18 protein-coding genes are annotated in these 21992 nt (G+C 60.2%); 8 read left to right on the top strand and 10 right to left on the bottom strand.

Annotation, left to right across the window (positions count from 1 at the left end; translation table 11 throughout):
- Position 1 precedes the first annotated feature (1 nt).
- Entirely contained in the window at positions 2 to 1441 is a 1440-nt protein-coding gene (locus UIA24_RS00155) for a cytochrome ubiquinol oxidase subunit I (protein ID WP_330521906.1), read from the bottom strand.
- Positions 1442 to 1799: 358 nt separating this feature from the next.
- On the opposite strand from UIA24_RS00155, the gene UIA24_RS00150 reads away from it, so the two are divergent.
- From UIA24_RS00150 to trmA, 3 genes are all read left to right on the top strand, one after another.
- On the top strand, positions 1800 to 3029 hold the full coding sequence (locus tag UIA24_RS00150; protein ID WP_330521905.1) for an MFS transporter: 1230 nt from the start codon (positions 1800 to 1802) through the stop codon (positions 3027 to 3029).
- 194 nt (positions 3030 to 3223) lie between these two features.
- A complete protein-coding gene (locus tag UIA24_RS00145) occupies positions 3224 to 4519 on the top strand; it encodes an NCS2 family permease (protein ID WP_330521904.1) in 1296 nt (431 codons plus the stop codon).
- Positions 4516 to 5601, top strand: a complete 1086-nt coding sequence (trmA, locus tag UIA24_RS00140) for a tRNA (uridine(54)-C5)-methyltransferase TrmA (RefSeq protein ID WP_330521903.1) — start codon at positions 4516 to 4518, stop codon at positions 5599 to 5601. The genes UIA24_RS00145 and trmA overlap by 4 nt, the downstream gene beginning before the upstream one ends.
- 27 nt (positions 5602 to 5628) lie before the next feature.
- On the opposite strand, the gene UIA24_RS00135 is transcribed toward trmA, so the two are convergent.
- Positions 5629 to 6795 carry an alkaline phosphatase family protein gene (locus UIA24_RS00135; RefSeq protein ID WP_102051821.1) on the bottom strand — a complete coding sequence of 389 codons (1167 nt, stop codon included), beginning with the start codon at positions 6793 to 6795 and terminating at the stop codon, positions 5629 to 5631.
- Between the two features lie 167 nt (positions 6796 to 6962).
- Between UIA24_RS00135 and aroQ the strand changes: the two genes are divergently transcribed.
- On the top strand, positions 6963 to 7412 hold the full coding sequence (aroQ, locus tag UIA24_RS00130) for a type II 3-dehydroquinate dehydratase (protein ID WP_330521902.1): 450 nt from the start codon (positions 6963 to 6965) through the stop codon (positions 7410 to 7412).
- 2 nt (positions 7413 to 7414) lie between these two features.
- Positions 7415 to 8269: a shikimate dehydrogenase gene (locus UIA24_RS00125; RefSeq protein ID WP_330521901.1), complete on the top strand. Its 855-nt coding sequence runs from the start codon at positions 7415 to 7417 to the stop codon at positions 8267 to 8269.
- Positions 8270 to 8306: 37 nt separating this feature from the next.
- Here UIA24_RS00125 and UIA24_RS00120 read toward each other — a convergent pair whose 3' ends face one another.
- Both UIA24_RS00120 and quiC read right to left on the bottom strand, forming a co-directional pair.
- Complete coding sequence (locus UIA24_RS00120) at positions 8307 to 8975, bottom strand: TetR/AcrR family transcriptional regulator (protein WP_330521899.1); 669 nt, start codon at positions 8973 to 8975, stop codon at positions 8307 to 8309.
- A gap of 76 nt (positions 8976 to 9051) precedes the next feature.
- A complete protein-coding gene (quiC, locus tag UIA24_RS00115; RefSeq protein WP_330521898.1) occupies positions 9052 to 10959 on the bottom strand; it encodes a 3-dehydroshikimate dehydratase QuiC in 1908 nt (635 codons plus the stop codon).
- 302 nt (positions 10960 to 11261) lie between these two features.
- Between quiC and UIA24_RS00110 the strand changes: the two genes are divergently transcribed.
- Positions 11262 to 12602 (top strand): MFS transporter, encoded by a 1341-nt coding sequence (locus UIA24_RS00110; protein ID WP_065759294.1) that lies wholly within the window; start codon positions 11262 to 11264, stop codon positions 12600 to 12602.
- A 6-nt stretch (positions 12603 to 12608) separates the two neighbouring features.
- Here UIA24_RS00110 and UIA24_RS00105 read toward each other — a convergent pair whose 3' ends face one another.
- The 4 genes from UIA24_RS00105 to UIA24_RS00090 all read right to left on the bottom strand — a co-directional run bounded on the left by UIA24_RS00105 (position 12609) and on the right by UIA24_RS00090 (position 16287).
- Entirely contained in the window at positions 12609 to 13487 is an 879-nt protein-coding gene (locus tag UIA24_RS00105; RefSeq protein ID WP_065759295.1) for a DMT family transporter, read from the bottom strand.
- 16 nt (positions 13488 to 13503) lie between these two features.
- Positions 13504 to 14319, bottom strand: a complete 816-nt coding sequence (locus UIA24_RS00100) for a sugar phosphate isomerase/epimerase family protein (protein ID WP_330521896.1) — start codon at positions 14317 to 14319, stop codon at positions 13504 to 13506.
- 17 nt (positions 14320 to 14336) lie between these two features.
- The gene (locus UIA24_RS00095; RefSeq protein ID WP_330521895.1) at positions 14337 to 15386 is read right to left on the bottom strand and encodes a Gfo/Idh/MocA family protein; all 1050 of its coding nucleotides are present in this window, start codon (positions 15384 to 15386) and stop codon (positions 14337 to 14339) included.
- 124 nt (positions 15387 to 15510) lie between these two features.
- On the bottom strand, positions 15511 to 16287 hold the full coding sequence (locus UIA24_RS00090) for an IclR family transcriptional regulator (protein WP_065759298.1): 777 nt from the start codon (positions 16285 to 16287) through the stop codon (positions 15511 to 15513).
- A 175-nt stretch (positions 16288 to 16462) separates the two neighbouring features.
- Here UIA24_RS00090 and UIA24_RS00085 point away from each other — a divergent pair, with 175 nt between their 5' ends.
- Complete coding sequence (locus UIA24_RS00085) at positions 16463 to 18181, top strand: FAD-dependent oxidoreductase (RefSeq protein ID WP_330521894.1); 1719 nt, start codon at positions 16463 to 16465, stop codon at positions 18179 to 18181.
- A 68-nt stretch (positions 18182 to 18249) separates the two neighbouring features.
- Here the strand turns inward: UIA24_RS00085 and pcaG are convergent, their stop codons facing one another.
- Both pcaG and pcaH read right to left on the bottom strand, forming a co-directional pair.
- Positions 18250 to 18855 (bottom strand): protocatechuate 3,4-dioxygenase subunit alpha, encoded by a 606-nt coding sequence (pcaG, locus tag UIA24_RS00080; RefSeq protein ID WP_065759300.1) that lies wholly within the window; start codon positions 18853 to 18855, stop codon positions 18250 to 18252.
- A gap of 11 nt (positions 18856 to 18866) precedes the next feature.
- On the bottom strand, positions 18867 to 19586 hold the full coding sequence (gene pcaH, locus UIA24_RS00075) for a protocatechuate 3,4-dioxygenase subunit beta (RefSeq protein ID WP_065759301.1): 720 nt from the start codon (positions 19584 to 19586) through the stop codon (positions 18867 to 18869).
- Positions 19587 to 20011: 425 nt separating this feature from the next.
- Between pcaH and UIA24_RS00070 the strand changes: the two genes are divergently transcribed.
- The gene (locus UIA24_RS00070) at positions 20012 to 21931 is read left to right on the top strand and encodes a methyl-accepting chemotaxis protein (protein ID WP_330521893.1); all 1920 of its coding nucleotides are present in this window, start codon (positions 20012 to 20014) and stop codon (positions 21929 to 21931) included.
- Positions 21932 to 21992: the final 61 nt, after the last annotated feature.

Here is a 21992-nt window from a genome sequence, read left to right as displayed (position 1 = left end):
TTCAGTTCCCCTTGTTCAGGCTGAGGTTTTCGCCGTCGTGGTTATCGTCACCCGCAGCAGACAGCGGCCGTGCCGGAGTGCGTTGCTGACCAGGACCGCCAGTGCTGACTTCCTTGCCTTCGTCAGTTTTCGGCCCCTTGCGCACCAGGCGCATCATGTAGCCCAAACCTGCGCCGAACAGCGCGAAATACACCACCACGAACATCACCAGCGTCACGCCCAACTGGGTGTAACTATGATTCGACGCACCGTCGGCGGTACGCATCAGGCCATAGACCACCCACGGCTGACGACCGACTTCAGTGGTGAACCACCCGGCGAGTACTGCGATCAAACCGGACGGGCCCATCCACAGGGTAACGTAGAGGAATGGCCGCGAACTGTAGAGGCTGCCACGCAGGCGCAACCAGACACTCCATAGGCCGACCGCAATCATCAGCATGCCGAGGCCGACCATGATCCGGAACGACCAGAAGACCACAGTCGAGTTCGGCCGGTCTTCAGGGACGAACTCCTTCATCGCCGGCACTTGTTTATCCAGGCTGTGGGTCAGGATCAGGCTGCCCAGTGCCGGGATCTCCAGTTTGAAATGGGTGGTCTCGGCTTTCATGTCGGGGATGCCGAACAGAATCAACGGGGTCGGCTCGTCCCCGACGTTTTCCCAGTGCCCTTCAATGGCAGCGATTTTCACCGGCTGGTGCTTGAGGGTGTTCAACCCATGGAAATCGCCGATAACCGCTTGAACCGGCGCGACGATCAAGGCCATCCACATGGCCATCGATAGCATCTTGCGGATCGCCGGGTTGTCGCGCCCACGCATTAGATGCCAGGCCGCCGAAGCACCGACAAAGAATGCCGTCGAAACAAACGCCGCGGTCGCCATGTGCGCCAGACGATAAGGGAAGGACGGGTTGAAGATGACGGCCAGCCAGTCCACCGGAATCACTCGACCATCAATGATCTCGTAACCCTGTGGGGTCTGCATCCAGCTGTTCGAGGCAAGGATCCAGAAGGTCGAGACCAAGGTGCCAAGCGCGACCATGAGTGTGGAGAAAAAGTGCAGACCGCGGCCTACACGGTTCCAGCCGAAGAGCATGACGCCAAGGAAACCGGCCTCAAGGAAGAAGGCGGTCAGTACCTCGTAGGTCAGCAAAGGCCCAGTGACGGCCCCGGCGAAATCGGAGAAACGGCTCCAGTTGGTGCCGAACTGGTACGCCATGACCAGACCGGATACCACACCCATACCGAAGTTCACGGCGAAGATCTTCGACCAGAAGTGATACAGGTCGCGGTAAACGCTGTTGTTAGTCTTGAGCCACAGGCCTTCGAGCACCGCCAGGTAGCTCGCCAGGCCAATGGTGATGGCCGGGAACAGGATATGGAACGAGACGGTAAACGCGAACTGGATTCGGGCGAGATCGAGTGCCTCCAAACCGAACATAGTGCTTCCTCTGTCAGGTAATCTGGCGCACGACGAATGCCTTTGCGCCAACTGCCCCCACGGCTATTGAGTGCCACACATTGGAGTTGTTCTGGAAACAGCAATCGTAGGGATTTACGGCCACGGGGCCGATTCGTTGCATCTGCAACTATTGACGCAGATCAACGTATGAAAAACAGAATAGTCCCGAACGCCTGCGCAGGTTATGTGGTCGATTGCCGCGTGACCGGTTGCCTCACCCCCTTTACGAGGTAACTGTTTGGTGCGCTAACCGCCCACTCTCGGGCTTTCTTGCAACCTCTTGTTACATGCAGTGCTACGCTGGCCGCCTTCTCCTTGCTCAGGCCCGTTTGCGCTCATGTCTGCCCAAGCTCCGTTACTGCTCCGTCAACACCGCCCCTTCCTGGCTTTCTGGTTCGCTCGGGTATTCACTGCCAGCGGCTTTCAAATGCTCACCGTGGCCATCGGTTGGCACCTTTATCAATTGACCGGCAGCGTGCTCGACCTCGGCCTGGTAGGTCTGGTGGAGTTTGCCCCCAGGGTGCTGTTCATGCTGCACACCGGGCATGTCGCCGACCGCTACGACCGGCGTCGTGTCGCCGCCTTCTGCCAGGCTGCTCAGGCCCTGATCGCCCTGACGCTGGTGGTCGGTAGCAGCACAGGCACGGTCAGCCGCGAGCTGATTTTCCTGCTGGCCTTTCTGCTCGGCAGCGCACGCTCGTTTGAAATGCCGGCAACCCAGGCGCTGCTGCCAAATGTGGTGCCCGCACAGTTGTTCCCCCGCGCAGTGGCGGCATCGGCCTCAGCGATGCAGTCGGCAACCATCGTCGCACCGGCACTGGGCGGTTTTCTCTACGCCTTCGGCAGTGTCTGGGTGTACGGGCCTACCGTGCTGCTGTACGTGATCGCCTGTGCCCTGAGCCTTGGTCTGAGCGCCCAGCAAAGTCCCTTGACGCAGGGTCGCGCCAGCCTGGAGTCACTGCTGGCCGGTGTCCGCTTCATTCGCAGCCGCCCGGACATTCTCGGCGCCATCTCATTAGACCTGTTTGCTGTACTGCTGGGCGGCGCCACCGCGCTGTTGCCCGTGTTCGCCAAGGACATTCTGCTCACCGGCCCCTGGGGCCTGGGTTTGTTGCGCTCCGCCCCCGCCGTTGGCGCCTTGCTGATGTCGCTGTGGTTGGCACGGTTTCCGGTCGAGCGTCAGGTTGGTCGCATCATGTTCACGGCCGTCGGGGTATTTGGCGTGGCGACCATCGCCTTCGGCCTGTCCACATCGTTCTGGCTCTCACTGGCGGTGTTGGCCGTACTGGGTGCCGCCGACATGATCAGCATGGTGATTCGCGGAGCGTTCGTACAACTGGAAACCCCGGATGAAATGCGTGGGCGGGTCAGCGCCGTCAATGGCCTGTTCATTGGCGCTTCAAACCAGCTCGGCGAGTTTGAGTCGGGGCTGACAGCGCACTGGTTTGGGACGGTGCCTGCGGTGGTCATGGGCGGTGTTGGAACGCTGCTGGTGACCGGGCTGTGGATAAAACTGTTCCCAAGCCTGGCCAGCCGCGATCACTTGCACACGGTCAAACCCTTATAGACAACGCTACGCCTTCCTGCGGATACCATGCCAGCGCCCAAGATGGGCGTATCTGCATTACTCCTCGTCGATCATGCTGGTATGATGCGCGGCTTTTTCCCGACCCAAGGAAAATACACAGCCTCCCGGTATGGTCTGTGCTTTGCTAGTTGGGTCGATCATTCACGGCGCCAGCGCGCGCCACGGGAGCAGGCATGCTGGAAAGGCTGTTTCAACTAAAAGCACACAACACCAACGTGCGCACCGAAATTCTGGCGGGCGTCACCACGTTCCTGGCGATGGCCTACATTCTGTTCGTCAACCCCAGCATCCTCGGCGAAACCGGCATGGACAAAGGCGCGGTCTTCGTCGCCACCTGCCTGGCTGCCGCCATCGGCTCGACCGTCATGGGCGTGATCGCCAACTACCCGATCGCGCTGGCACCAGGGATGGGCCTGAACGCCTTCTTTACCTACACCGTCGTCCTGAACATGGGCCACACCTGGCAAGTCGCGCTGGGGGCAGTGTTCATTTCCGCCGTGTTGTTCTTTCTGCTGTCGATTTTTCGTATCCGCGAATGGATCGTCAACAGCATCCCGCTGCCGCTGCGCTCGGCCATTGCCGCCGGTATCGGCCTGTTCCTGGCACTGATCGCCCTGCACAACGCGGGCATCGTCGTCGCCCACAAGGCAACCGTGGTCGGCCTGGGCGACCTGAAGCAACCCGCACCGATACTCGCCACCCTGGGTTTCTTCCTGATCGTCGCACTGGAAGCACTGAAGGTGCGTGGTGCCGTGCTGATCGGCATTCTCGCCGTCACCCTGGCATCCATCACGCTGGGCTTCAGCGAATTCGGCGGGATAATGTCGATGCCACCGTCACTGGCGCCAACCTTCCTGCAGCTGGATATCAAGGGTGCCCTGGACATTGGCCTGATCAGCGTGATCTTTGCCTTCCTGTTCGTCGACCTGTTCGACAATTCGGGCACCCTGATTGGCGTTGCCAAACGTGCAGGCCTGATGGGCAAGGACGGCCACATGCCGAAGATGGGGCGCGCCCTGATCGCCGACAGTACTGCAGCCATGGCCGGTTCGCTGCTGGGTACCTCGACCACCACCAGCTACATTGAATCGGCCGCTGGCGTCAGCGCCGGTGGACGTACCGGGCTGACAGCAGTCGTGGTCGCCGTGCTGTTCCTGCTGGCGCTGTTCTTTGCACCGTTGGCCGGCAGCGTGCCCGCCTATGCTACGGCGCCAGCGCTGCTGTTCGTCGCCGTACTGATGGCCTCGGGCCTGGCCGAAATAAACTGGGACGACATCACTGAAGCCGCACCCGTGGTCATTACGGCCCTGGCGATGCCGCTGACCTACTCGATTGCCAACGGCATCGCCTTTGGTTTCATTTCCTGGACGGTCATCAAGCTGATCTCTGGCCGTGGCCGCGAGGTCAATTCGGCGCTGGTGATTCTGTCGATTCTGTTCGTCATCAAACTGGGCTGGTTCAACGCATGAGTGCTGTCCTCGATCCTGCAACTTACAGCCAACAATTGGACGCCAAGGTCGCTCGCCTGCGCGAGCTGCTGGCGCCTTTCGCAGCACCGGAACCGGCCGTCTTCGACTCACCGCGCGAGCACTATCGCCTGCGTGCCGAGTTCCGCCTCTGGCGTGAAAACGAGCAGCGCTTCTATGCAATGTTCGCCCCTGGCGAAAAGCACACGCCGATCCTGATCGAAGACTTCCCGATCGCCAGCCTGCGTATCAACGAACTGATGCCCAAGCTCAAAGCCGCCTGGCAAGCCAGCTCGGCCTTGAGCTTCAAACTGTTCCAGGTGGAGTTCCTCACCACCCTGGCCGGTGACGCGATGATTACCCTGTGCTATCACCGGCCATTGGACGAGCACTGGGAGGCTGCAGCTCGGCAGTTGGCCAACGACCTGAATGCAAGCATCGTCGGTCGCTCCAAGGGCAAGCGTGTGGTAATCGGCCGTGACTACGCGGTCGAAGAGCTGCAGGTGGCTGGACGCAGTTTCCGCTACCGTCAGCCCGAAGGCGCGTTCACCCAACCCAATGGCACGGTCAACCAGAAGATGCTGAACTGGGCCTATGACGCGCTGGGTGAGCGCCAGGACGACCTGCTGGAGCTGTACTGCGGCAACGGTAACTTCACCTTGCCGCTCGCTACCCGGGTTCGCAAGGTACTGGCCACCGAGATCAGCAAGACGTCAGTCAATGCCGCCCTGCACAACCTCGATGACAACGCTGTGGATAACGTACGCCTGGTGCGCCTGTCCGCCGAAGAACTGACTGAAGCGCTCAATGATGTGCGCCCCTTCCGTCGCCTGGAAGGGATCGACCTGAAGAGCTACCAGTTTGGCAGCGTCTTCGTCGATCCACCGCGTGCGGGCATGGATCCGGATACCTGTGAGCTGACACGACGTTTCGACAACATCCTGTACATCTCCTGCAACCCGGAGACCCTCGCGGCCAACATCGCCCAGTTGCACGACACACACCGTATCGAGCGCTGTGCATTGTTCGACCAGTTCCCCTACACCCACCACATGGAAAGCGGGGTGTTGTTGGTACGACGTTGATCGACAGCCATCCTGATGGCAAGAGGGTCAGGGGGTGTACCGCAACAAGGGCACCCATTGATCCTCGTCAGCCAGCCCGCCATGGTGGCCCAACCACTGGCTGGCGTGCTTCTCCACCTGACTGCGAATGATCCCCCCATGCCCACGGGGTATCACGATCAGGTCGCCAATACGGGCTTCGGCCCCGCTCAGCACCACGTCACCGAACAGACTCTGCTTGATTGCCTGGGCCTTGCTCAGCACCGTATAGGCGTCGCCGAGGCGCTCTTGCCAGCGTGCCAACACCCGGTCCAGCTGATGCTCCGCCACGTAGACATGACGCGCCCGTATATCCCCAGCCACGGCATGTACGCCTTGCTGCAGGGTTGCATCCTCATCGAAATCGACCACCCGTGCGCTGTCCAGCCGAACCATGCCATGGTCCGCGATGACCTTCAGATCGGCACCCGCGGGCAGGTACAGGGCAATCGACTGGGCCAATTGGTCAGCAATCTCCAGCTGTTTGAGCCACGGCTCGGAGCCCGGCCCATACACGTGCCCAGCAAAATCCAGGTCACCGAAGTAAGCGAAACACAAGGCCGGACGCTCTGCCTCGAGGGCCTTGCGCACCAATGCCGGATAAGCCTCGTATGCCACTGCCGGAAGAATCTCGCCAGCACGGTAGATCGCTCTGGAAAAGTCCGATGTGGCGTAGCGACCAAGCATCAATGTACTGATGGCGATCCCCTGCTCTGCCGCCTTTGACCAGGCCATGCGCGGAACGATGAAATCGTCGGGCGCAGGTACAGGGCTGCATGCGCCCTCCCCCTGCAGCGCCGAACTGCTCCAGGTCAGCGGAGAGAGCGCCGTCTGCGCATCAAGGGCAAAACTGCAACCCACGATTCCGTGGGCGCCACTGGCCAGGCCCGAAGTGATAGAGGCCAGGCTGGTCGCGGTAGTCGCAGGAAAGCCGACGCGAAAACACCCGTCAGGGCGCATCAACGCAGCTAGAAATGGTGCTCGGTGCGCATGCTCGTGCAGCAAGTGCCACCCCAGACCGTCGATCAACAACAGGCAGGTTGCCGAAGCCGCCTCCAACCTGAAGGTGTTGTTGAACGCCCTCCCCCCCAATGACGCCAGAATCGACTGGGTGAGGTGAGCAAGCCCCGGCCAGGTCGCCTCCAGTGACGGCCTCTCTTCCCTCTGCACCGCCATATTTCCCTCCGTGGTCAGGTTGTTAAACAACAGGTTTAGCACACCCTGTTCGATCAGCGAACAGAAAAAGCGCCAACCCGGCTCTAGCCAATTGACCAAATTAACCAGTTAGTACAATTTGCTCGAGACAGCGTTTCCTCACTCAAGAACAACAACGGAGCCCACCGATGAGTCGTACCGTCCTGGTCCTCAATGGTCCCAACCTCAACCTGTTAGGCACCCGAGAGCCGGCTACCTATGGCCGCGAAACCCTGGCTGATGTGTCCGCCCTGTGCAGCCGCAGTGCCGCCCAACTGGGGCTGGAAGTCGATTTTCGCCAAACCAACCATGAAGGCGAACTACTCGACTGGATTCACCAGGCCCGTGGTCGATATGCGGCCATCGTGATCAATCCGGCAGCCTGGACCCACACGTCAGTCGCCATCCGCGACGCCTTGGTAGCCGTGGAGCTTCCGGTTATCGAAGTACACATTTCCAACGTGCATGCCCGTGAGTCGTTCCGCCATCACAGCTATGTCTCGTCCATTGCCCTTGCCGTGCTCTGCGGTTTCGGCATCAACGGCTACCGCCTGGCCTTGGAGCATCTCGCTCAATGGCTGTCGACTCAGGAGCAATAGGCATGAACCGTAAACCCAGCGTTCTCGCAGGCCTGATCGGCGCCGGCATCCAGGCTTCACGCACCCCTGCACTGCATGAGCATGAAGGGGCGGCACAAGGTCTTAACTACCTCTATCGCCTGATCGACCTTGACGTCTTGAAGCTCGACAGCAGTGCCCTGGAAGAACTGCTGACAGCCGCCGAGCACATGGGCTTCACCGGCCTGAACATCACCTTCCCGTGCAAACAGGCCATCTTGCCGCTGCTCGACGAACTGTCGCCAGAGGCACGGGGCATTGGTGCGGTCAACACCGTGCTGCTCAAGGACGGCAAACGCATCGGCCACAACACCGACTGCCTGGGCTTTGCCGAAGGGTTTCGTCGTGGCCTCACAGGTGTACAACGTCGGCTGGTGGTGCAGATGGGTGCTGGCGGCGCTGGCGCCGCAGTGGCTCATGCCTTGCTGGGCGAAGGCGTTGCGCAACTGGTCATCTTCGATGTCGAGGCCGTTCGAGCCCAGGCGCTGGTGGATAACCTCAACCAGCATTTCCCCGGAGCTCCCGCTCGTGTTGGGCATGACCTGGAAGCGGCAATGGCAGAGGCCGACGGCCTGGTCAACACCACGCCGATGGGCATGGCCAAACTACCCGGCATGCCGGTGCCCAAAGCGCTGCTGCGCAGCAACCTGTGGGTAGCTGAAATCGTGTATTTCCCACTGGAGACCGAGTTACTTCGCGAAGCTCGAGCGCTGGGTTGCCAGACACTGAACGGCGGAACGATGGCCGTGTTTCAGGCGGTCAAGGCGTTTGAGCTGTTCAGCGGCGTACCGGCCGATGCCCAGCGGATGATCGAGCACTTCAGCAGTTTTCAGAACTGATCCGTGTAGCCGCTGCCAACCGGCAGCGGCACCTGGCTCATGCCTGCAGGTAGCGCAGCACCGACTCGCAAATCATTTCGCGGTGGCGCGCCTTCACTGCGCTGTCCTCGAAATCGACCTGGAAAATCTCACCGAACGTATGTCGGTTCGAGACCCGATAGAAACAGAACGAACTGATCAGCAAATGCACGTCCAGGGCTTCCAGGCCTTGGCGGAAAAGCCCTTGAGCAGCACCGCGGCGCAGAATCTCATCCAGCGCCATCAGCACCGTCTTGTTCATCGAGCTGATGGCCGATGAGCGTTTGACGTAGTCACCGTGGTGCATGTTTTCGTTACAGACGATTCGCACAAAGTCGACATTGCGGTCGTGGTGATCGAAGGTGAACTCGACCAACCGACGAATGCCCTGACGCGGCTCCAGCTCCGCCAGGTGCAAACTGCTTTCCGTGCTGCGAATGTCGCCGTAGAGCTTCTCCAGCACTTCGATGTACAACTGCTCCTTGCTGCTGAAGTAGTAGTAGATCATGCGCTTCGAGGTGTGCGTGCGCTCGGCAATCGCATCGACCCTGGCCCCTGCGAGCCCCTGCTGGACAAACTCGCAGATTGCCGCCTGAAGAATGCTCTCCCGCGTCTTTTCAGGGTTGTTCTTGCGGCTTCTGCGCACCGCCTCGGTAGGGGCGGCGCAAAGTGCTGGGGTTGTCGTCATACGGGACTCATGGCCATCTGTGAACATCGTGATTATGAGGCCCGCATGCCTGAGAAGGAAGTCGAAGCCTGTTCCCCTAAAGTTTAACTTGTGCCTGGCTGCCGCTGCGTGCCTTGGCCATCGCCGCCAAACGCACCGCTACGTTGGCCGCACCGTAGCCACTGTATCCGTTGCGTCGTTGCAGCACTTCGAAGAAGAAACGCTCTTCAAATGGCTGGGTATACACGTGAAACAGCTCGCCGCCCTGGGCATCACGGTCGTACAGCACGTTGTAATAGGCCAGTTCACTGAGGAACTCGTCATCGAAGTCAAAGCGTGCGGCCAGATCGTCGTAATAGTTGAGCGGGATGTCGAGCAGGGCAACACCGGCTTCCTTGGCCTGCTTCACTGCGGCAAAGATGTCATCACAATCGAACGCAATGTGATGCACGCCCGAACCACGGTAATGCGACAGGGCATGGGAGATCGCGGTATTACGGTTCTCCGAAATGTTCAAGGGCAAGCGGATCGAACTGCAACGGCTGCGCAGCGCACGGCTCTTGACCAGGCCGTAAGGGTCGGGCAGCACCACCTCGTCATCGGCACTGAAGTCCAGCAGGCTCTTGTAAAACAGCGCCCAACTGTCCAGGCCATCGGCCGGCAGCGCCAGCGCCATGTGATCGATACGGGTCAGGCCCAGGGACGTGGCAGGTTGCTGCACCAGGCTGAAATCAGTGTCGTAGATCGTCCGCCCTTCGGCATCCTGGTCGACCAGATAGATCAGGCTGCCATCGGGCGCACGCACGGCCGCCAACTCGCGCTCGTTGGGGCCTACCAGGCCGCGGTAAGGCTGCCCGTGATACGCCACCGCCCTTGCCAGCGCTTGCGTGCTGTCTTTTACTCGAATAGCCGTAGCACAGAGCGAAGGCCCATGGCTCTCGAAAAAGTTGTGCGCAAAGGAGTAAGGCTCGGCATTGAGGATCAGGTTGATATCGCCCTGACGCAGCAGGCTGACATTCTTCGAACGGTGTTCACCGGCCTTGGTAAACCCGAGGCGCTCCAGCCAATGCGAGAGTTTGGCGCCCAGTGCGTCATCCACCGCGAACTCAAGAAACTCGATGCCGTCGTAGGCACTGGCCGCTGGCGGCTTGAACAGCAGGTTGTCATCCGGCAACGGGCCAGACTGCTCAAGCAACAGCCGCGTCTTCTCTTCCAGGTACAACAGCGAACGCAAGCCATCGGCCGCATTGGCCCGTGGCGGGGCCGCGCGGAAACCATCGTTGAAGATTTCCAGCGACAGCGGGCCGCGATACCCTGTCGAAAGAATCGGTGCAAGAAACCCCGGCAAATCAAATTCACCTTGCCCTGGGAAGCAGCGGAAATGACGGCTCCACTCCAGCACATCCATGGCCAGGATTGGCGCGTCGGCCATCTGCACGAAGAAAATCTTCTCGCCCGGCACCTGCGCAATACCCCGTGGGTCGCCCTTGAGCGACAGGGTATGGAAACTGTCGAGAATCATCCCCAGGCTGGCATGATCGGCCTCCCTGACGATATCCCAGACTTGCTCCCAGGTATTGACGTGGCGGCCCCAGGCCAGCGCCTCATAGCCGATACGCAGGCCACGGGCACCCGCACGTTCGGCCAGCAGCCGCAGGTCATCGACCAGTATCTGCCGCTCGCCCAACGAGTCACTGGCAACGTTACTGCAGACCAGCACCAGGTCGGTGCCCAGTTCCTGCATCAGGTCGAACTTGCGCTCGGCCCTGTCCAGGTTGCGCGCCAGGCGATCGCGGCGGCACCCTTCAAAGTCCCTAAACGGCTGAAACAGCGTGATCGCGAGCCCCAAATCAGCGCATCGCTGACGAATCTCGCGAGGGCTGCCGGCGTAGTAGAGCAGGTCATTTTCGAATATTTCGACGCCATCGAAACCGGCGGCGGCAATCGCTTCAAGTTTTTCCGGCAGGGTACCGCTCAAGGATACGGTGGCAATCGAACGCTGCATTTTCTGGCTCCGATAGGCAGGCATGGCGCAATGAACGAATTATTGGCAACCCACTTTAGCAGCTCAACACAAAAGGTACGAACTGGTTAGTTTTGTGTTCGATTATCGAACAAATTAGCATTCGACGAATTGACCCATTTTCGGGCAGTAGCGCACCATTTCGTCACGGGGCAGTCGTGCTCAAAAAGCCAAAAGCTTCTCGACCACTGCCAATCAATCGACCGCCGCGTACTTCGGCGACCGCCGCGCGTCACCCAATACCCTGGCTTGACCATAAACATAAAAAATACGGGTAACCCACAATGATCCACACACAAAGCTCCCGTTCGGCCCAGCCTCTGGGCAACACCCCGCATGCTGGTATCGGCGACAAGATTCGTGGCGCCATGGCCGTGGGCAAGACCCGCTGGTACATGCTCGCCCTCGTGTTCTTCGCCACCACACTGAACTACATCGACCGCGCCGCCCTCGGTGTCATGCAGCCCATCCTGGCCAAGGAAATGAGCTGGACAGCGATGGACTACGCCAACATCAACTTCTGGTTCCAGGTGGGCTACGCCATCGGTTTCGTCCTGCAAGGACGGCTGATTGACCGGGTCGGCGTCAAGCGAGTGTTCTTCTGCGCCGTACTCCTCTGGAGTATCGCGACAGGCGCACATGGCCTGGCGACCTCTGCTGTCGGCTTCATGGTCTGCCGGTTCATCCTCGGCCTGACCGAGGCGGCCAACTACCCGGCCTGCGTCAAGACCACACGCCTGTGGTTCCCGGCTGGCGAACGCGCCGTTGCTACCGGCATCTTCAATGCCGGCACCAACGTGGGGGCAATGCTCACGCCGATGCTACTGCCACTGATCCTGAGCGTCTGGGGTTGGCAGGCTGCATTTATCGCGATGGCCATGCTCGGGCTGGTCTGGGTGACATTCTGGGCGCTGAAGTACTTCAACCCGGAAAACCACCCGACAGTCAGCCAAGCCGAACTGGCCTACATCCAGAATGCTACCGAGCCTGAACAAGCCCGCGTGCCGTTCTCTCGTATCCTGCGCATGCGTGGCACCTGGGCCTTTGCCCTGGCCTACTCTCTGACCGCGCCAGTGTTCTGGTTCTATCTGTACTGGCTGCCACCGTTTCTCAATCAGCAGTACAGCCTGGGCATCAACGTGACCCAAATGGGTATCCCGTTGATCGTGATTTACCTGAGTGCCGACTTCGGCAGTGTCGGTGGCGGCATCCTGTCTTCGTTCCTGATTGGTCGCGGCATGGCCCCCATCAAGGCGCGGTTGCTCTCGATGCTGCTGTTCGCCGGCACCATCGTCAGCGTGATCTTCGCCGCGGGCGCCAGCAGCCTGTGGGTCGCGGTACTGGCCATCTCCCTGGCCATCGCCGCACACCAGGCCTGGACGGCCAACATCTGGAGCCTGGTGATGGACTACACACCGAAGCACATGATGAGCACGGTGTTCGGCTTCGGCGGCATGTGTGCAGCCATCGGCGGCATGTTCATGACGCAGTTGGTGGGCTACGTTCTGACCGTCACCCAAAACAACTACACCGTACTGTTCACCATGATCCCCGCCATGTACTTCTGCGCCCTGCTGTGGATGTACTTCATGGCTCCACGCAAGATCCCTACCGTCACTGACTAAGGGCATCTAGGGTTTGCGCTGCAACCACGCAGCGCACAGCCCGCTCAGGCATATCAGTGCAATCCCCACCAGCCCGGCCTTGTCCGGGCTGTGTCCGAACAGAACAAACCCCAATACGCCCGCAAATACCACCTGGCAGTAGCTGAACGGAGCCAGCATGGCCGGTGCTGCATGCCTGAACGCCTGGGTCAGGAACAGGTGCGCAATCATTCCGAACGCGCCAAGCACCACGGCCAGCGCAGCATGCTCCCAGGTTGGCGTGTGCCAGAAGAAAGGCACTAACGCACTCATCACCAACGTGTTCACGACACCGGTAAAGAAGTTACTGGCGCTAGGGCTGTCGACTTCACTGAGCTTGCGCGTCAGCAATTGATAGAAGCAAAAACCCAGCGCCGAACAGAACGGTAACAACACCGCCGGCGTAAACAGATTGCCTCCCGGATGAACGATCACCAACACCCCGACAAAACTGACCAGAACGGCCAGCCATTGCCCTCGGGAAACCTGCTCCCCCAGCAACGGCACAGACAGCGCCGTCACCAGCAAAGGAGCCAGGAAGTTCACCGCAGTCGCTTCGGCCAGCGGGATGAACTGCAGTGCCGTGGTGAACAGCAGGCTGGTCGCCAGCAGACACAGCGCCCGTAGCGCCTGCAGCGCCGGTCGACGCGTGCGCAACAGGCGCAGCCCCGACTGCGGCAGGAAAATGGCCATCATCAACAGGGTATGAACCAGGTAGCGAGCCCACACGACCCATAGAATCGGGTAAAACCCTGAGAGGTACTTCGACAAAGCATCGTGACTGGCGAACAGAAACGTCGCCACCACAACCAAAACAATGCCTTTCAACGGCCGAGTGACATCACCTAATGCAGCGGGACGGGTCATCAACAATGCTCGCAGGTCAACGGAGGCTCAACACCTGAAGGGTCTTTTCCAGCGCCAGCGTTGCACGCTCTAGAGCACTGACGCCCTGCTCAAGCAACTGCCGTGTAGGAATTTCCAGGCTCAGCGGCAGGTCACTGGGCAAGCAGCGCAACAATCCTTGCAGATCGCAATCGCCATCGCCCGGAAAGCGCCGCTCGTTACGCGCCTGACGCAGGATTTCAGCCATATCGTCAGGGCGCGGCCCCGCCACGTCACACAACTGGGCATAGCGCATGCGTGAACGCGGCAGTTGTCGCAGCGCTTCCAGTGACGACCCCGAGCGATCGAAGTGGAAGGCGTCAATCAGCACGCAACCATTATCGCGCCCAGCGTTCTCGACAATGCGCCGCGCCTGGGTAAGGTTCTTCGCATCAGTCCATGGCATGAATTCCAGATGGGGGTGCAAGCCATAGCGAGCGGCAAGGTCACACAGGGCGGCGAAGTTATCGGTCTGGCGCTGCTCATCGGGATCGTTACCGGCCACCAGCAGCTCCGTGGCGCCAAACTCGGCGCCAACGCTCAGCAAGGCTTCAAAATCCCCGACACGGGTATCGGGTTTGAGCCGCAGGATTTCCACATCCAGCACCTTGATACCGGTGTCACGCAGGCGTGCAGCGGTCTGACGACGCAGCTCGGCGTCACGCACCAAGGGAAAATGGTGCTCTTCTGGCGTGGCGGGCTCCAGCCGCAAGCCAACATGGCTGTAACCGGCCCGGGCGGCCACTTCAACCATCTGCACCGGGGACAACTCCAGCACCGTCAAGGCCGCCAGCGACATAACGCGTTGATTCATGATGACTCCTTCAAGGCTTAAAGACAGGCAGGGGCGCAGGCGCGACCAGTGCGCGCGGCCTCGCGGATGGCTTCGATCAGGGCCAGCGTGCGCCCTGCATCAGCCGCACTGACCAGCGGCTGAACCTGGCCACGAGCGACCTGGATAAAGTGCAGCAGTTGCAGGCGCAGGGCCTCATCGGCAGTGAACGGCTCCTGCACCTGCAGCAGTGGTTGATGCCACCCCTCCCCGGCTTCGGCGTAGTGCCAGCGCTTGAGCTGAGGAATGCTCAGGGCACCCGCGGTACCTGCCAACAGGTAGCAGGGCTGATCGGCCTGACGCGGGTAGACCGGGTTCTCGCCACTGTCGAGCTCCCAGCTCCAGGGCGCGGCCACGGCATCAGAGCCGGTCAGGCTGCCCAGCGCGCCGTTATCGAACTGGAGCAACACCGCCGCGCAGTCCTCATTGCCAAAGCCGCGTACCGCGTTGCTGGTGATCGCCAGCACCTGGCGAACCTCGCCACACAAGTAACGCAGCAGGTCGAGGTCGTGGATCAAGTTGGTCAGCAACATCCCCGCGCCAGCCTCGCGCCGCCACGGGATATCGAAGTAGCTGTCTGGCTTGCGCAACTGCCAGAGTGCAGTGACGGTGGTCAAACGCCCTAAAACGCCACTCGATATCACTTCATGGGCGCGAGCAATCAAGGGATTGTGTCGACGGTGGTGCCCAACCAGAACCGGCACCCCGGTAGCCTTCGAGGCCGCGACCAGTTCGCGCACTTCCCCTACCTGCACACCCACCGGTTTCTCCAGTAACACAGGCACCCCTGCCGCCAGGCAGTCGAGTGCCGTACTCACATGCAGCGCGTTCGGGTTGGCGACGATGACGGCCTCAGGCCGGGCGAGAGCGAGCATCTGCCGGTAATCGGCGTAGTACGCCACACCGCACTCGGCAGCAAACTCAGCCGCACTTTCATTCGGGTCGGCCACCGCGCACAGCTGTGCCTGGTCGAGTGTTCGTAAATGCTGATAGTGCTGGCGGCCCATGACCCCTGCCCCGATCAAGGCAATTCGCAATGGCTGATTCAAGCCCGAGCTCCTCGTGGTGAGTTGTTGTTATTCGCATTTTATTTAGAACTAAGTTCCACTTTTCTTGCAAGCAAAAAAAATGGCAGCCCTGAGGGCTGCCATTCGCTATGGCGCGGCAGAAACGCTAGAGGAACAACTCCGAAGCAGGGCAGGCTGCCGACAACTCTGCCGTCGCAGCCAGCAATGCCGGGGCCAGTTCATGCATACGCGCCTCACTCATACGGGCACTGGGCCCGGCGACGCTGAGCACCCCGACCACATGCCCGTCCAGCGGGTGACGCACCACTGCCGCCAGTGCCGAGGTGCCTACCGCAGAGCTCTCAACGACCCAGGCATAACCATGCTCACGGGCAATGCGCAGACGCTCGAGCAAATCGGCATTGGAAGCCGGGGCATTGGGGCCAAAGTCCTCCCGCTGGGCAATCCCTTGGCGCTCCACCAGCAGCAAGGCCTGCGCATCACTCAGGCTGGCCAGCCAGGCATGCCCGGAAGCGGTGTAAAACAATGGCGCATCCCGGCCCATATCGGGGTCATAACGCAACCCCGAGCGAGCCCCCTGAGCTTTGGCGATCCAGGTTTGGCGCTCGCCGTCGATCACTCCAAGACGCACCAGCTCACCCGTTTGCTGGGCCAATTGATCAAGGACGGGTTGAACCACATCGGCGCCAGCGCTGGAGAGGTAACGAAAGCCCAAAGCGACCAGCTTGGTACTCAGCAGATAACGACTGTTTTCCGGGTTTTGCCGCACATACCCGAGGCGTATCAGCTCGGCCAACATGCGATGGGTAGCACTCTTGGGGATGTCCAGTTGCTCAGCCAGCGTTTGCATTGGCAGGCCGCGCGGGGCGCTGGTGAGGCTTTCGAGAAGGCTTAACGCACGTTCAATCTGACTACCGGCCATGGTCACGGTCCCTAAAAATTTTGCCGATTCTAAAGAGCGTCGGCGAAAGCGCAAACCACTGTTCGATCTTCGCCCATTTTGCCCGCTTTGCACTTGGCGATATCGGACAGCAACCATAGAATATGGAATTGAGTTCCAAAAACAAAACTATTCGACCCTGAACGCGAGATCTCAAATGCCTGCCGACACCTCTTTGCACACCACGGTGGACTGCGATGTCCTGGTCATCGGTTCCGGTGCTGCCGGTTTATCCACCGCCGTGACAGCCGCCTGGCACGGTAAAAAGGTCATCGTGGTCGAGAAAGACCCGGTGTTCGGCGGTGCCACCGCCTGGTCCGGAGGTTGGATGTGGGTGCCCTGCAATCCACTGGCACAACGCGCCGGTATCATTGAAGACCGTTCACTGCCCCGTACCTACCTTGAGCACGAACTGGGCGAGCGCTTCGATCCCGTAATGATCGATGCGTTTCTGGAGGCCGCGCCTCACATGGTCTCGTTCTTCGAACGCCATACTGCCCTGCAGTTTTCCGATGGCAACGCTATCGCCGATATTCATGGCGACACACCCGGTGCCGGAACGGGCGGACGTTCGGTTATCGCCGCCCCCTACAATGCTCGCGAAGTCGGCAAGTTGCTCAAACGCCTGCGCAAGACCATGCGCGAAACCTCGTTCATGGGCATGCCGATCATGGCCGGCAAAGACCTCGCGGCCTTCCTGACCCTGACCCGTTCCTGGCGCTCGCTGCTCCACGTGACCAAGCGCTTCAGCCGGCACCTGCTCGACCTGGCGCTCAACGGTCGGGCCATGCACCTGGTCAATGGTGTTGCACTGGTGGCCAGGCTGGCCAAGTCTGCCGAAGACCTCGGCGTACTGCTCTGGGAGTCGGCCCCGGCCAGCGAACTGATTCACGAAAACAACCGGGTGGCTGGCGCCGTCGTGCAAACACGCAACGGCCCCGTTAAGATCCGCGCGCGTCATGCGGTAGTGCTGGCGGCAGGCGGCTTCCCCAACGATATCGAACGGCGCAAGGCGTTGTTCCCGCGTACGCCCACCGGCAACGAACACCTGGCCTTGCCGCCACTGAGCGCCAACGGCGACGGCCTGCGCCTGGGCGAAAGCGTCGGCGGCCGGATGGCTGACGACCTGCTCAGCCCGGTCGCCTGGGCACCAGTCTCCAGGGTGCCATACAAGGACGGCACGTTCGGTCACTTCCCGCACATCATCGAACGTGGCAAGCCAGGCATTATCGGTGTACTGGCGAACGGCAAGCGCTTCGTCAACGAAGCCGGCGGTTACTATGACTATGTCAGTGCCATGGTCGCTGCGGCGCCGGGTGAAGAGGTGGCCTCCTGGCTGATCTGCAGCCATGCCTTCCAGCGCCGTTATGGCCTGGGGATTTCCCGCCCGTTCCCACTGCCGGTCGAACCCTTCGTACGCTCCGGCTACCTGAAGAAAGGCGACACCCTTGAAGCGCTGGCCCAGGCTTGCGGTATCGACCCCCAGGGTTTGAGTACGACCGTCGAGCAATACAACCGCCATGCGCGCAACGGCGAAGACCCGTTGTTCGGCCGTGGCTCTACACCCTACAACCGTAAACAAGGGGATGCGTTGCATGGCCCCAATCCTTGCGTCGCGCCGATCGAGAAAGGCCCCTTCTATGCAGTTAAAGTCGAACCGGGCTGCTTCGGCACCTTCGCTGGCCTCAAGACCAACGAGCACGCCCAGGTGCTTGATGAGCAACGCCAGCCCATTGCCGGGTTGTATGCGGTAGGTACCGACATGGCCAGCATCATGGGCGGCCACTACCCGGCAGGCGGCATCAACCTGGGACCGGCCGCGACCTTTGGTTACATCGCTGGACGCCACATTGCCGGCGCAACAGCCTACGAGTAACTCCACTACAAACAGCAGCCCATAAAAAAAGCCCGCCAATTGGCGGGCTTCTTTATGGCGCTACAGGCTTAGAAGTCGAAGAACACCGTTTCGCCTTCACCCTGAATACGAATGTCGAAGCGGTAGGCCAGTTTACCGTCCACTTCACAACGCTTGGCAACCAGGGTCTCGCGACGCTGCGGCTGCTCGATCAGGTTGAGTACCGGGCACTTGGCATTGGCCTCGGCTTCATCATCGAAGTACAAGCGGGTCTGCAGGTGGATATTGATACCACGGGCAAACAGGCTCACGTTGATGTGCGGTGCCATTGGCACACCGGCGGCATTCAGCGCGACACCCGGCTTGATGGTGTGCAGGTTCCACTCGCCCGCATCAAAGGTCGTGGCTGTGCGACCGAAGCTGTTGAATGGCTTTTCCAGGTTGAAATCTGGCTGATAGTGACCCTCATGGTCAGCCTGCCAGAACTCCAGGAACGAGTCGCGCACCAGATGGCCGTTGCCATCGTATACATGGCCAAACACCAGGATCTGTTGGCCCGGGGCATCGGCACGCGCCATACGGTTCCAGATTTCCTGAGGGCGAGTCGGGTTACCGGCGGCTTCCAGTGCCAGGCCGATATGAACGTATGGACCGGCGGTCTGCGAAGGGGTTTCCGGCAGCAGTTGAGTAGGCATGGCGGGGCTCCTTAGCAGTTTTCAAAGTGCGTCTTGCGCTGGCCGCGCAGCACGATGTCGAAACGATAGGCCAGGCAATCCATCGGGTTCGCGTTGGTCATGTCCAGGCGTGCGATCAGGCTCTGTACCGCTTCAGGATTGGCGATCGACTTGACGATCGGGCACATCGGAATCAGCGGATCACCTTCAAAGTACAACTGGGTAATCAACCGGGTAGCGATCGACGGGCCGCTGATAGAGAAGTGGATATGCGCCGGACGCCAGTCGTTCGGCCCGTTACGCCATGGGTAAGGACCGGGCTTGATCGTGCGGAAACTGTAGTAGCCATCACGGTCGGTCAAGGCTCGACCAACACCGCCGAAGTTAGGGTCCAGAGGCGCCAGGTAACGGTCGTTCTTGTGCCGGTAACGGCCACCGGCGTTGGCCTGCCACATCTCCACCAGGGTATGCGGGATCGGCTTGCCGTACTGGTCACACACTCGACCGGAAACGATGATGCGCTCACCAACCGGCAGGCCGCCGTTGTTGAAGTTCAGCAACAGGTCATGGTCATGCTGACCAAACTGCAGGTGAGAGAAATCTGGACCGGTGCTTTCGCTGATCGACTGAGGAATGCTCACCAGTGCCTGACGCGGCGACCGGGCAACAGAGGTCTTGTAGTCGGGGGTCAGGGCTTTCGGGTGCCAATTGCGATCACGGATAGCGAAGCGACTGTCGTCTGTGGCGGACATGCCGTTCTCCTTGTTATTGGATGTGGAAAAGCCCGGGAGGAGCAGGCGAGCACCCAGTGTCGGCCAAGACGGCTTCGACGGGAACTGAAAAGAACCATGGGAAACATAACCAATGGGTTATGTATAGCGCAGCGCGCTCACGTCGCCTAACCCAAGAGTTTTCATAGGCTATGGCGAAAAGGGATACGCACGGCTCCACCGGCCAAGCGCTGGCAGGCTTGATTCAGGAGACGTTGAAGAAGCCCTGAACGGCGCAGAAACATGCGCTAAACACTTTGTTGATCAATTTCGTAGGAATTGCTGAAAAAGCGTTTCAGCTACTCGAACTGCCGCCGATAAAGCCAGCGTATGGATCGCCTGGCACCAAGAAAAACAACCTTCCAGCGATCGGGATCAAGACCGTAAAACGTTCCTGGAGGGATGGTATGAACAGCTGGTTTGCCAATATCAGCGTCAATGTGAAACTCGGCCTGGGCTTCGGTCTGGTGCTGTTACTGACCGGCCTTCTGGCGCTGACAGGCTGGACCAGCCTTGGTGGCCTGATCGACCGTAGCAACTGGATGAGCGACATCACTCAGCTCAACAGCGACCTGACGAACATGCGCATTGCGCGCCTGCAATACATGTTGACCAACGGCGATGACACCAGCGCCGCCAATGTTCAAGCCAAACTCGACACGTTCAGCGCGCAACAGCAGAAACTGCTGAACAGCTTCAAGAGCCCCGAGAACATCAAACTGCTGCAGCAGCAGGCCAAGACCATCAGCGCGTATCAGGTATCACTGAACAAGATGCGCAACGGCTATAGAACCACCCTGGCCGCCCGCGATGCGATGGGTGTAGCCGCCGCCAGCGCCATCGAGTTGATCGAGTCGATCAACCGCGATGTCCTGGCCTTGCCAGAGAGCGACCCTCGTCGTCTTGAGCAGTTCCAGGCCATTACGCGGGTCAAGGAACAACTGATGATGGTGCGCCTGGAAGTGCGCAGCTACATTGCCGACCTCAGTACTTCGACCGAGCAGGCAGCGCTGCGACAACTGGATGCAGCCCTGACTGAAGTCCGCCAACTGAACGATCACCTGCCACGCGAAACCACCCGCGCCAAGCAGTTCGAAAGCGCCATCCTCGCCTACCGTGACGCCGTACTCACCTTCAAGAGCGCCATTACCGAGATCGCCGTAGCTCGCCAGGAAATGACCGTACAAGGCGCCGATATCGTCAAATACAGCGATCAGCTCTATAAGATCCAACTGGATCGTCGTGATGACGAAAGCGCCCAGGCGCGTGCACTGCAACTCATCAGTACCCTGCTGGCACTGCTGTTCGGCGTACTGGCCGCGGTTATCATTACCCGCCAGATTACCCGCCCGCTGCAAGACACCCTCAAGGTGGTCGAGAAAATCGCTGCAGGCGACCTGACCCATGAGCTACGCGTGACCCGCCGAGACGAGTTGGGCGTTTTACAGCAAGGCATACAGCGCATGGGCAGCACCCTGCGTGACTTGATCACAGGCATCCGTGACGGCGTCACCCAGATCGCCAGCGCAGCGGAAGAACTCTCGGCGGTCACCGAGGAAACCAATGCCGGAGTCAACAGCCAGAAGGTCGAAACCGATCAGGTGGCAACCGCCATGCATGAAATGGCGACGACAGTGCAGGAGGTGGCGCGCAACGCCGAGTTGGCCTCAGAAGCGGCAACCGATGCTGACGGTCAGGCCCGTGCGGGTGATGAGGTCGTCGCCCAGGCCATTGCCCAAATCGAACGTCTGGCCGAAGAAGTGAAGCGCTCGACCGACGCCATGGGGCACCTGCAACAGGAAAGCCAGAAGATCGGCAGCGTCATGGACGTAATCAAGTCGGTCGCCGAGCAGACCAACCTGCTCGCCCTGAATGCCGCCATCGAAGCGGCCCGCGCAGGCGAAGCCGGTCGTGGTTTTGCCGTGGTCGCTGACGAGGTTCGCGGCCTGGCCCAGCGCACGCAGAAATCCACCGAAGAGATCGAAGAACTGGTAGCAGGCCTGCAAAGCGGTACCCAACAGGTCTCCAATGTCATGCTGAACAGCCGTAACCTGACCGACAGCAGCGTTGAACTGACGCGTAAAGCCGGTGCATCACTGGAGAACATCACCCGCGTGGTGTCGAACATCCAGTCGATGAATCAGCAGATCGCCGCAGCCGCCGAGCAGCAGAGCGCCGTAGCCGAGGAAATAAGCCGCAGCATCCTCAATGTACGCGATGTCTCGGAGCAGACTTCCGCAGCCAGTGAAGAAACCGCGGCGTCCAGCGTCGAGTTGGCGCGGCTGGGTAACCAGTTGCAGATGATGGTCAGCCACTTCCGCGTCTGACCTGAAAAACACCGCTGGCACTGCCGACACCAGCAGGCGTCGACAGTGCCAGCGATAAGGC

The organism is Pseudomonas sp. AL 58 (assembly GCF_036348395.1).
In the GTDB taxonomy this organism is placed as follows: Bacteria; Pseudomonadota; Gammaproteobacteria; order Pseudomonadales; family Pseudomonadaceae; genus Aquipseudomonas; species Aquipseudomonas defluvii.
The sequence above is the reverse complement of the archived record's forward strand: the minus strand, read 5'-3'. Positions and strand labels throughout refer to the sequence as shown.

Bases quoted from the DNA above. Each gene is read 5' to 3' on its own strand.
- UIA24_RS00155 (WP_330521906.1), bottom strand. From the start codon at position 1,441: ATGTTCGGTTTGGAGGCACTCGATCTCGCCCGAATCCAGTTCGCGTTT.
- UIA24_RS00150 (WP_330521905.1), top strand. From the start codon at position 1,800: ATGTCTGCCCAAGCTCCGTTACTGCTCCGTCAACACCGCCCCTTCCTG.
- UIA24_RS00145 (WP_330521904.1), top strand. From the start codon at position 3,224: ATGCTGGAAAGGCTGTTTCAACTAAAAGCACACAACACCAACGTGCGC.
- trmA (WP_330521903.1), top strand. From the start codon at position 4,516: ATGAGTGCTGTCCTCGATCCTGCAACTTACAGCCAACAATTGGACGCC.
- UIA24_RS00135 (WP_102051821.1), bottom strand. From the start codon at position 6,795: ATGGCGGTGCAGAGGGAAGAGAGGCCGTCACTGGAGGCGACCTGGCCG.
- aroQ (WP_330521902.1), top strand. From the start codon at position 6,963: ATGAGTCGTACCGTCCTGGTCCTCAATGGTCCCAACCTCAACCTGTTA.
- UIA24_RS00125 (WP_330521901.1), top strand. From the start codon at position 7,415: ATGAACCGTAAACCCAGCGTTCTCGCAGGCCTGATCGGCGCCGGCATC.
- UIA24_RS00120 (WP_330521899.1), bottom strand. From the start codon at position 8,975: ATGACGACAACCCCAGCACTTTGCGCCGCCCCTACCGAGGCGGTGCGC.
- quiC (WP_330521898.1), bottom strand. From the start codon at position 10,959: ATGCAGCGTTCGATTGCCACCGTATCCTTGAGCGGTACCCTGCCGGAA.
- UIA24_RS00110 (WP_065759294.1), top strand. From the start codon at position 11,262: ATGATCCACACACAAAGCTCCCGTTCGGCCCAGCCTCTGGGCAACACC.
- UIA24_RS00105 (WP_065759295.1), bottom strand. From the start codon at position 13,487: ATGACCCGTCCCGCTGCATTAGGTGATGTCACTCGGCCGTTGAAAGGC.
- UIA24_RS00100 (WP_330521896.1), bottom strand. From the start codon at position 14,319: ATGAATCAACGCGTTATGTCGCTGGCGGCCTTGACGGTGCTGGAGTTG.
- UIA24_RS00090 (WP_065759298.1), bottom strand. From the start codon at position 16,287: ATGGCCGGTAGTCAGATTGAACGTGCGTTAAGCCTTCTCGAAAGCCTC.
- UIA24_RS00085 (WP_330521894.1), top strand. From the start codon at position 16,463: ATGCCTGCCGACACCTCTTTGCACACCACGGTGGACTGCGATGTCCTG.
- pcaG (WP_065759300.1), bottom strand. From the start codon at position 18,855: ATGCCTACTCAACTGCTGCCGGAAACCCCTTCGCAGACCGCCGGTCCA.
- pcaH (WP_065759301.1), bottom strand. From the start codon at position 19,586: ATGTCCGCCACAGACGACAGTCGCTTCGCTATCCGTGATCGCAATTGG.
- UIA24_RS00070 (WP_330521893.1), top strand. From the start codon at position 20,012: ATGAACAGCTGGTTTGCCAATATCAGCGTCAATGTGAAACTCGGCCTG.